General features: G+C 64.9%; 8 protein-coding genes. 5 read left to right on the forward strand and 3 right to left on the reverse strand.

Translation table 11 applies throughout. From position 1 onward, the window contains the following. Positions 1-54: 54 nt before the first annotated feature. Both B8784_RS15225 and B8784_RS15230 read left to right on the forward strand, forming a co-directional pair. Complete coding sequence (locus B8784_RS15225) at positions 55-663, forward strand: GNAT family N-acetyltransferase (RefSeq protein ID WP_084398772.1); 609 nt, start codon at positions 55-57, stop codon at positions 661-663. Between the two features lie 8 nt (positions 664-671). Beyond that, complete coding sequence (locus tag B8784_RS15230; protein WP_084398773.1) at positions 672-1,262, forward strand: hypothetical protein; 591 nt, start codon at positions 672-674, stop codon at positions 1,260-1,262. A 6-nt stretch (positions 1,263-1,268) separates the two neighbouring features. On the opposite strand, the gene B8784_RS15235 is transcribed toward B8784_RS15230, so the two are convergent. After that, positions 1,269-1,823, reverse strand: coding sequence for a hypothetical protein (locus tag B8784_RS15235; protein WP_084398774.1), 555 nt, complete (start codon positions 1,821-1,823; stop codon positions 1,269-1,271). A 72-nt stretch (positions 1,824-1,895) separates the two neighbouring features. After that, positions 1,896-3,350, reverse strand: coding sequence for an IMP dehydrogenase (guaB, locus tag B8784_RS15240; protein WP_084398775.1), 1,455 nt, complete (start codon positions 3,348-3,350; stop codon positions 1,896-1,898). 146 nt (positions 3,351-3,496) lie between these two features. Between guaB and B8784_RS15245 the strand changes: the two genes are divergently transcribed. The 3 genes from B8784_RS15245 (at position 3,497) to B8784_RS15255 (ending at position 8,478) form a co-directional block, all read left to right on the forward strand. Beyond that, positions 3,497-4,693: a PrnB family protein gene (locus B8784_RS15245; protein WP_084398776.1), complete on the forward strand. Its 1,197-nt coding sequence runs from the start codon at positions 3,497-3,499 to the stop codon at positions 4,691-4,693. A 96-nt stretch (positions 4,694-4,789) separates the two neighbouring features. Continuing rightward, on the forward strand, positions 4,790-6,466 hold the full coding sequence (locus tag B8784_RS15250) for a M20/M25/M40 family metallo-hydrolase (protein ID WP_233356175.1): 1,677 nt from the start codon (positions 4,790-4,792) through the stop codon (positions 6,464-6,466). 284 nt (positions 6,467-6,750) lie between these two features. Then, the gene (locus B8784_RS15255; protein ID WP_084398777.1) at positions 6,751-8,478 is read left to right on the forward strand and encodes a hypothetical protein; all 1,728 of its coding nucleotides are present in this window, start codon (positions 6,751-6,753) and stop codon (positions 8,476-8,478) included. A gap of 25 nt (positions 8,479-8,503) precedes the next feature. Here B8784_RS15255 and B8784_RS15260 read toward each other — a convergent pair whose 3' ends face one another. Beyond that, the gene (locus B8784_RS15260; protein WP_084398778.1) at positions 8,504-8,914 is read right to left on the reverse strand and encodes a hypothetical protein; all 411 of its coding nucleotides are present in this window, start codon (positions 8,912-8,914) and stop codon (positions 8,504-8,506) included. Between the last annotated feature and the right edge of the window lie 268 nt (positions 8,915-9,182).

The following is a 9,182-nucleotide window of genomic DNA, read 5'->3' on the forward strand; positions in this document are numbered from 1 at the left end:
CGAAGGCGCCCGTGTTAGCGTCCTATCGGGGCGGAGGAAACAGCGGGGCGGCACATGCTCGACATTCACCTGCCGGAGACGATCCGCCCGGCTACGCGTGCCGACTGGCGCCAGCTCGGCGACATCACCGCCGAAGCCTTCGCGCAAGACCCGTTCAATCTCTGGATTTTCGGACGGGCCCGTGCGCTGAAGCCGCTCTTCCGCACCATGGCGCGCGACATCTATCTCAAGACCGGCTTCTGCCACCTCGCCGAGGATTCCGCCGCCACCATGTGGGCGATGCATGACGCGAAGCAGGACTTTCCGCCGCTCTCTCTGGCCCGTCTCATCGCCACACAGATGGTGCTCGCCCGGCGCGGCGCAATGAAGCGCGCGCTCGCCGCCGCCGACACCATGCAAGCCCACCACCCGAAAGATCCGCACGTCTATCTCTTCACCGTCGGCACGCGGGCCGCCGCACGCGGCAAGGGGCTCGGCAAAGCCATGCTGGCACCCGTCCTCACCGCCGCCGACCGCAAGGGCCTGCCTGCCTATCTCGAAAACACCAATCCGGCGAATGACGGCTTCTATCGCTCGCTCGGTTTCGAGCGCCATGGCGACTTCCGCGTTGACGAGACCGCGCCGCTGGTTACGACCATGTGGCGGGAGCCACAGCCGGGATAAGCCATCTCATGACCAAGGAGCTTTTCAGCGCCATCGCCATGGCGCTCACCTTCGTGGCGTTCTACCCCTATATCCGCGCCATCCTGAACGGCCGCACCCGCCCGCACGTCTTTTCCTGGTTCATCTGGGGCGCCGGGACGACCGTAGTCGCCATCGCGCAGCTGGCCGACGGGGCCGGCGTCGGCGCCTGGCCGATTGCGGTGTCGGGACTGATCACCTGCGGGGTCGCCGCGCTTGCCCTGGCCAAGACCGCCGACACTTCCATCGTCCGCATGGACTGGGTCTTTTTGGCGCTGGCCCTCTCAGCCCTGCCGCTCTGGGCGCTGACCTCCGACCCGCTGGCCGCGGTCATCATCCTCACCACGGTCGACCTGCTCGGCTTCGGCCCCTCCATGCGCAAGGCGTGGTTGCGCCCGCATGAGGAGAATGCGCTGTTCTTCACCCTCGGCGCGGTGCGCAATGGCTTCGTCGTACTCGCGCTCGAACGCTATTCCTGGACAACCGCCCTCTTCCCGGCGGCCGTAGGGCTCGCCTGTCTGGTCTTCGTGGCGCTGATCCTCGGACGGCGGCAAGGGCTGGTTCAGCAAAGCCCCGGCTAGACCATGTCAGGCTGTCGTCGGCCCGGCGAACATCGCTGCGAGCTCTCCGACCGGAATGGACTCCCTCTGCTGCCAGGGCCGTGCGCTCCAGGCTTTCCAGCCGGACACGCCGCCAATCACCGCCGGCAGGAGAACGAATTCCGCCGCCCCCGGCTCGCCGACCATCGCCAACGCAAAGCAGAGCCCGAAAAAGGCCGGCACAGCGAAGCAGGCAAAGGCCAGCCAGCTTGCTGCCGGGCTTGCTCCAGCATGTACCCGAAGCCCCGGCTGCACCCGGTTGATCGCCGCCAGCACCGCGCCGACCGCTGCATTGAAGCAGTCCTGGTCGGACGGATCGGCGAGCGTGTTGCAATTGATGACCAGCTTGTCGCCGCCGGCTTCCAGGATGAGCGCATAGTCTGAACGCTGCGGGCTCGACGTCCGGGCCCAGCGGACCACCTCGACAGCGTCGTGACGCATCGAATGGCTCGTCCGGCCCCTGGTGATCTGCGTCTGCGCCGTGTCGACCGAGACGTGCAGCGTGCCGGTCCCCCAGGCCCGCCTGAACGTGAAATCCGGCATCTTCGCCTCCCTGTCCACCTGCCTTTAAAGGCGCAGGACCGGGAGAAGACGGGTCAGGCTCTCCGGGAAAACCTACCGGCTGATCGAATAGTTCGGCGCTTCCCGGGTCATCGTCACATCGTGGACGTGGCTTTCCGACAGCCCCGCCCCGGTGATCTGGATAAACTCGGCTTTCTCGTGCAGTTCGGGGATCGTCTTCGCGCCGACATAGCCCATTGCCGCGCGCAGCCCACCGACCATCTGGTGGATGATGTTGCCGACCGGGCCCTTGAACGGGACCTGGCCTTCAATGCCTTCCGGCACGAGCTTGTCGGCCTGGACTTCCTTCTGGAAATAGCGGTCCGCCGAGCCCCGAGACATCGCGCCCAGCGAGCCCATGCCGCGATAGGCCTTGTAGGAGCGGCCCTGGAAGAGGAAGACCTCGCCCGGCGCTTCCTCGGTCCCGGCAAAGGCCGAGCCCATCATCGCCGTCGAGGCGCCTGCGGCAATCGCCTTGGCGAAATCGCCGGAGAACTTGATGCCGCCATCGGCAATGATCGGCGTGCCGGTCTTGGCGGCGGCATTGGCGCAATCCTCGATGGCGGTGAGCTGCGGCACACCCACACCGGCCACAACGCGCGTGGTGCAGATCGAGCCCGGCCCGATGCCGACCTTCACGCAGTCGGCGCCGGCATCGATCAGCGCCTTGGTGGCGTCGCCGGTCGCGACATTGCCCGCAATGACCTGCACCGAATTCGACAGTTTCTTCACGCGGGAAACCGCATCCAGCACCGATTGCGAATGGCCGTGCGCGGTGTCGATGACGACCGCGTCCACGCCCGCCTCGATCAGCGCCTGCGAGCGCTCGAACCCGGCATCGCCCACCGTCGAGGCGGCGGCAACGCGCAGGCGGCCCTGATCGTCCTTGGCGGCGTTCGGGTTGAGCTGGGCCTTCTCCATGTCCTTCACCGTCAGCAGGCCGACGCACTTGCCGGCCTCGTCGACGATGACGAGGCGCTCAATGCGGTGCTTGTGGAGGAGCTGGCGGGCTTCCTCAATCGGCGCGGACATGTTCACCGAGACGACATGCTTGGTCATCAGCTCGGCGACCTTGGCCGTCGGATCATCGACGAAGCGGGTATCGCGATTGGTGATGATGCCGACGACCCGGCCATCGTCTTCCACCACCGGAATGCCGGAGAAGCCCGTGCGGGACTTGATGGCGTTGAGATCGCTCAGCGTGGCGGTCGGCGCGATGGTGATCGGGTTCATCACCACGCCGCTCTCATACTTCTTCACCTGCGTGACCTGGCCGGCCTGTTCCTCGACCGTCAGGTTGCGGTGAACCACGCCGATGCCGCCGGCCTGGGCCATGGCGATAGCGAGGCGCGCTTCGGTCACCGTGTCCATCGCCGCAGACAGGAGCGGCATGTTCAGCGGAATGGATTTTGTCAGGAAGGTCGAGACGTCGACATTCGCCGGCATGACCTCGCTCGGGCCGGGCTGGAGAAGCACGTCATCGAAGGTAATGGCTTGTCGGATTTTCATCTGGGGAGCTCCCTTTTTGGCCCTTTAAGAGAGTCGTGGCGGTTTTGGAAGCCCCTTTTGTGGGGAAAACTGAGCCCTGCGACTTTACGTTACGTCTGGCAGGTGAGAGATAGTTTCAAAAACAACTAACAGGAGAGGGAAACGCCATGACAGGGCTCAAACCGCTTGACCATTACGACATCTCCCGCGAACGCGGCTTTCTCTGCCGTCACAATGCCGACGAGGTCGTCTTGCCGGCTTATCTGAAGCCCGCCGTCGAGGCGGCGATGGACCTGCCGCACACAATGGTCACCGGCCGGGTTCGCGCCCTTCTGGAGCGCCTGCCGGTCATAGACCTGGACCAGTTCTGCAAGGACGCCTCCGACGAGCAGATCCGCAAGGCCTTCGTCCACTACACCTTCATGATCCAGGCCTATGTCTGGGATGAGCCGGATGCGCCGAAGTCCCTGCCGGAATGCCTCGCCCGGCCCGGCTGGCAGCTCGCCCACGCGCTCGACCAGAAGGCCCTGCTCACCTATTCGACCTATGTCCTCGACAACTGGGCCAAGATCGACAAGGACGGCCCCGTCGACCTTTCAAACGTCTACATGATCCAGCCCTTCCTCTCGGGCCAGGACGAAGCCTGGTTCGTGCTCGTCCATGTCGCCATCGAGGCGCGCGCCGGCGACATGCTGGCCACCATTCCGGAGCTGATCGAGGCCTGCGCCCTGAATGATGCCAAGGGCGTGAAGATCGCCCTCGCCCGCCTCGCCGAGGGCTGGGACGCGGTCAACGCCATCTTCGACCGCATGCCGGAGCGCTGCGACCCCTACATCTACTTCAACCGCGTACGCCCCTACATCCATGGCTGGAAGGACAATCCCGCGCTGGCCGGCGGCCTCGTCTATGAAGGCGTGCCCGAAGCCGGTGACACGCCGCAGGCCTTCCGCGGCCAAACCGGTTCGCAATCGTCCATCGTGCCGACCATGGATGCGCTGCTCTCCATCTCCCACGCAGACGACCCGCTGCGCCACTACCTCGAAGAGCTGCACGCCTACCGGCCCGTCGGCCACCGGCGTTTCATCGAGGATGTCCGCGCCGCCAGCCATGTGCGCGACTGGGTCAGCGCTTGCGACGAGGCCGGCATCCGCCAGCTCTATAATGACAATGTCGAGAAGCTCGCCCGCTTCCGCACGCGCCACCTCGAATATGCCGCGACCTATATCAACAAGCAGGCCGGCGGCGCCCCCGGCAACGACACCGAAGTCGGCACCGGCGGCACGCCCTTCATGAAGTATCTGAAGAAGCACCGCGACGAGGCCGAGGCGCACCTGCTCAGCGTGGCGCCCGAGCGCGCGGGCTGAGGCGCTGGCTGCCGTCCCGTTTTTGGAAATCGGCGAAATCCCGCTACAACCGGGCCCGGGTCCCGCCCCGGCAAACAATTAGGAAGGAACGTGCAGATGATGATGAAAGCAATCGTGAGTTCGCTCGGCGCAGGCATGCTGATGGCCGCCTGTGCCCATGTCGCAACGGCCGAGGACGATGCCTCCCCCATCAGCACGGAAAACCTCTCTGAAACCGCGAGGATCCTCTCCTCCGATGCATTCCAGGGCCGCGCGCCCGGCACCGAGGGCGAAACGAAAACCGTCGCCTACCTGATCGACCGCTTCAAGGAGATCGGCCTTGAGCCCGGCGGCGAGAATGGCGGCTGGACCGATCCGGTCACCCTCAAACATTCGCGCGTCACCGATGTGCGCGCCCTGAACGTCACCCAAGGCGACACGGTGATCGAGATGAAGCAGGGCCGCGATATCGAGATCAGCTCCGCCAATCCGCGCGACACGATCAAGGTGGAAGACGCCCCCGTCGTGTTTGTCGGCTTCGGGGCAAGCGCGCCGGAGCGCGACTGGGACGATTATGGCGACATCGACCTTGAGGGAAAGGTCGCCCTCTTCCTCGTCAACGACCCCGATTTCGGCGTCGCCGAGGATGACCCCGTCGCCGGCGTCTTCGGTGGACGCCGCATGACTTATTATGGCCGCTGGGCCTACAAGTTCGAGGAGGCCGCCCGCCGCGGCGCTGTGGCCGCCCTCGTCATCCACGAAACGAAAGCCGCCGGCTATGGCTGGAACGTCGCCGCCTCGGGGCCAGGCGAGAACTATGCCGTGGCCGGCGATGGCGGAAAGGCCTCCGTCGACCTGCAGGGCTGGCTGCATGAGGACATGGCCAGTCAATGGGTCGAACAGGCCGGCCATGATCTCGACGCCCTGCGCACCGCTGCCCGCAAGCGCGACTTCCAGGCCTTCACGCTGGACGGCCTGACGTTCAACACCGACCTCGCCCTGTCGGTCGAGACCATTGAGAGCCAGAACGTGCTGGGCAAACTCCCGGGCACGGAGCGGCCGGACGAAACGATCATGCTCTCGGCCCACTGGGACGCCTATGGTGTCGGCGCGCCCGACGATCAGGGCCGCACGGTGCGCCCCGGCGCCAATGACGATGCGCTCGGCATAGCCGGCATCATGGAAATCGCCCGCGTGCTCGAAGACGGCCCGCCGCTGGCCCGCACCGTCGTCGTCGCCGCCTGGACAGCCGAGGAAAGCGGCCTGCTCGGCTCGGAAGCCTATGCCCAGGACCCGGTCTATCCGCTGGAAACCACGGTCGCCAACTTCACCCTCGATATCCTGCAGACGGCCGGCCCGGCCAGGGATGTCATCCAGGTCGGCGAAGGCCAGAGCACGCTGGAGGAGCGCATGGCCGCCGCTGCTGCAGACCAGGGCCGCACCGTCACGCCGGAAGGCCTGCCGGAAAACGGCCTCTTCTACCGCGCCGACCATTTCTCGCTCGCCCGCCGGGGCGTCCCCGTCCTGCTCATCATGGGCATTGCCGGCGGCTCCGACCTCGTCGACGGTGGGCGTGAGGCCGGTGATGCCTGGGTGCAGGACTATATCGACAACAAGTACCACAACCAGAACGACGCCTGGTCCCCCGACTGGGACCTGCGCGGCGCCGCCCAGGACGTCGAACTTTTCCTGGAGATGACCCGAGACCTCGCCAATTCGACCGACTGGCCGCAACTCAAGGACACCTCCGAATTCAAGGAGCTGAGAGACGAGAGCGAAGCGGCGCGGGAGTAAGGCTTCACCCTACGGGGCGCGCCACTTTAAAGTAGAAAAATTGCCATCTTTGCTTCATGGGATGGTCACGGCTCTCGTCTATGCCGTGCTCCATGATCAAAGCCCTCAGAATCGCTGGCATTGCAGCAGGATCAGCCTGCTGCCTAACCGGCAGCGCGTCCGCCGATCCCGCCACTTTCTGTGATGGCCGGTATGCTGCCCCTGCCGAATACGTAGACGCCGCCTTCCACGAGTTCGAGACCCTCTACTCCGGGGGCAATCATCACAGACATGTGGATACGGTCATGGGCACTGTCCAGCTGTACAGGCTGATGTCAGGCATGAAGCCGCTGGAAGACCTGCCGCGCCGTGTGGACATCGACCTGTATGAGCCGCGCAACCAGCCTGAGAAATGGACGCGTGCGGATATTCTCTCCGACCTGGACATCATGACCGACGCCGTCCCCTCCATATCCGGAAATGACGCGATGCAGGCTGCCGCCCGGCTCGACCTGGCCACGACCATCGGCCCAGCCAGCGACTGGTGGCTACGGCCAGACGACTTTGAAGATGGGGTGTCCAAGTACCCGCGAACTGGGCGGATCTATACCGGCCTGAATGAAACCGAGCGCACGGTTGCCGGGATCGCAGCAAACGCCCCCGCCATGGACTGGCTTCTGGCCGCCCTCTCCCTGTCAGCCGAGCTTCACGAGCTTTATCCCGCCCTCGAGCCAGACTGGAGCAGGAATGATGACCACGTTTATGATCACATTCTTCGGAAGGCCGAAGCTGAAGCCGAGCCTGGCCCCTGGCTCGCCCTGGCAATCACCGCGTCCGAGCCGCCACGTCGTTTGCCCAGCCCTCTCCGGGAAAGCCTCTCGGACCTCGAACAGCGTGTCGAAGATTGCACGGCCAGCCCGGCGGACTACACGGTGCTTGCCTCATCCGTCCGCCTGGAGTCCCAGGCATGGGCCCCGCCCAAACGCTTGCAACAGGCGCTTCTCGGGGAGGCACGTCGGGCCACGATGCGCTCGGCTGGATACAGACATGATCGCTACCCCTTCACGACGGCATATCATCGGGAGATAGGCAAGATCGCCGCGCTCGCGCCTGAACCGGCGGCCTTCGCCCTGCCTCTAATGCTTTCTGCCCCCTCTGCCGAAGAGGCGGCTGCCTATGCGGTCAGGTCCAGCTATATCCCCTACGCTCCGCGGCGAATGGGCCCCTATTATGTCACCCGGATGCTGCCTGTCTCCACGCTCGAAGGCATCATGCCCAATATGGCCTTGGCACGCTCCATCGCCCTTGGCCGAACCGAAGATGCCAGTAGACAGCTTGAGACATTCCTGAAGCGGTATCCTGAATACAGACAGAATCTCAATGGCCTCAATGGCCTGCCGGCAGACGTCAGGCTGGCGGTCTTCGCCTTGCGTACCGATTGCCTGTCGACCCGGCATGAAAGCAATTGCTCTCTTGAAGATCCGAAACCACGCCACCTCCATCGCGACCTTTCTCAGGACTGGGCCTGGGGGGCCAAGATCAAATTCGCCTTTGAAAACTGGCTCTATGGTACATCTTATCAGGTTTCCCGACGGGCCCAGAGACGCAGAATCGACCCCGATTACATTTTGCCGCGCAACAGCCGGTCTCTCACCCCGGCCATGCCGGACACCTTCCCCAGTCCTCGCGCCACGATCCGGTTCGGCCAGCAGGGGATCGCCGGCTGGGCAGCCTGGGACGAGATCGGCCCGCTGGCCACCGAAAGCCGCATGACCCGCACGGTGGCCCTGACCATCATCGATTGGGTGGACGACAAGACCGACACCAGACTCAAGCGCTGGTTCAACCCGCATAAGGATGTCATGGCCGAAGCCCTGCACCGCACCGTCTATATGCTGGCCCACGAACCGGCCGGCGACATCGACGGGAAGCCGGTCGCCAAGCGCGCTTTCGAATTGCTTCACTATCGCTTCGGCAAGTCGGACTGGGCCAAGCAAACCCGCTATTGGTGGGAGCCGGATCATAGGCACTGACCCGGGCCCGGGAACCCTGTAAGCCTCAGTCCACGCAGATACCGGGTCTGGCGGTGCCGTCTTCGACTTCCTGATAGCAGCCGAAGGGGTCGTCATTTTTCGCGCACTGGCCGGTGATGGCCGTGCCGGCTTCCACGACCTCGCCATTGACCAGGCACTTGCCGGTGCACTCGGAGGTGTCACTGCAGGACGCGCCGGCATCGGCGAAGCTCTGGATGCAATGCTCGAAGCCCATCCGGCCCGCCGGGCGCACTTCGCCGCCGGCGGCTTCGCAGCGCTCGCGTTCTTCCGGCGTCGCCGTCTCGCCTTCGAACTCGATGCGGGCATAGCCGCCTTGCGTGGCCGCGCTCTCTGCGCCTTCGGGCGCGGGCGCGTCGGACGGGTTGCCGCAGGCGGCCAGAAAGAGAGCCGCTGTGGCGAGAAGGAAAAGACGCATCTGTCTGGCTTTCGTTTTGGCAAGGGGTCTGGCCCGGTGTCTAGCACGCCCGCATCCGCCCGTCGCGTGTTACCTTGTTCATGCTGGCGCGACCTCTCCGCGCCCACTCAGAAGCCAGTCGGTTTCCGGAGATGTGGGGCGGCAGGTCAAACATCCAACCGGACGCATCCTGCCCCTATCCTTCCCGCCATGACAGCCGAGCGGGATTTTCTGGCCGAGGGCCTCGAGGCGGTGCGCGATGTGGTGTGTGAGGCCATGGCGCGCGCCG

Origin of the sequence: Henriciella aquimarina, assembly GCF_002088975.1 — a bacterium.
Taxonomy (GTDB): domain Bacteria; phylum Pseudomonadota; class Alphaproteobacteria; order Caulobacterales; family Hyphomonadaceae; genus Henriciella; species Henriciella aquimarina.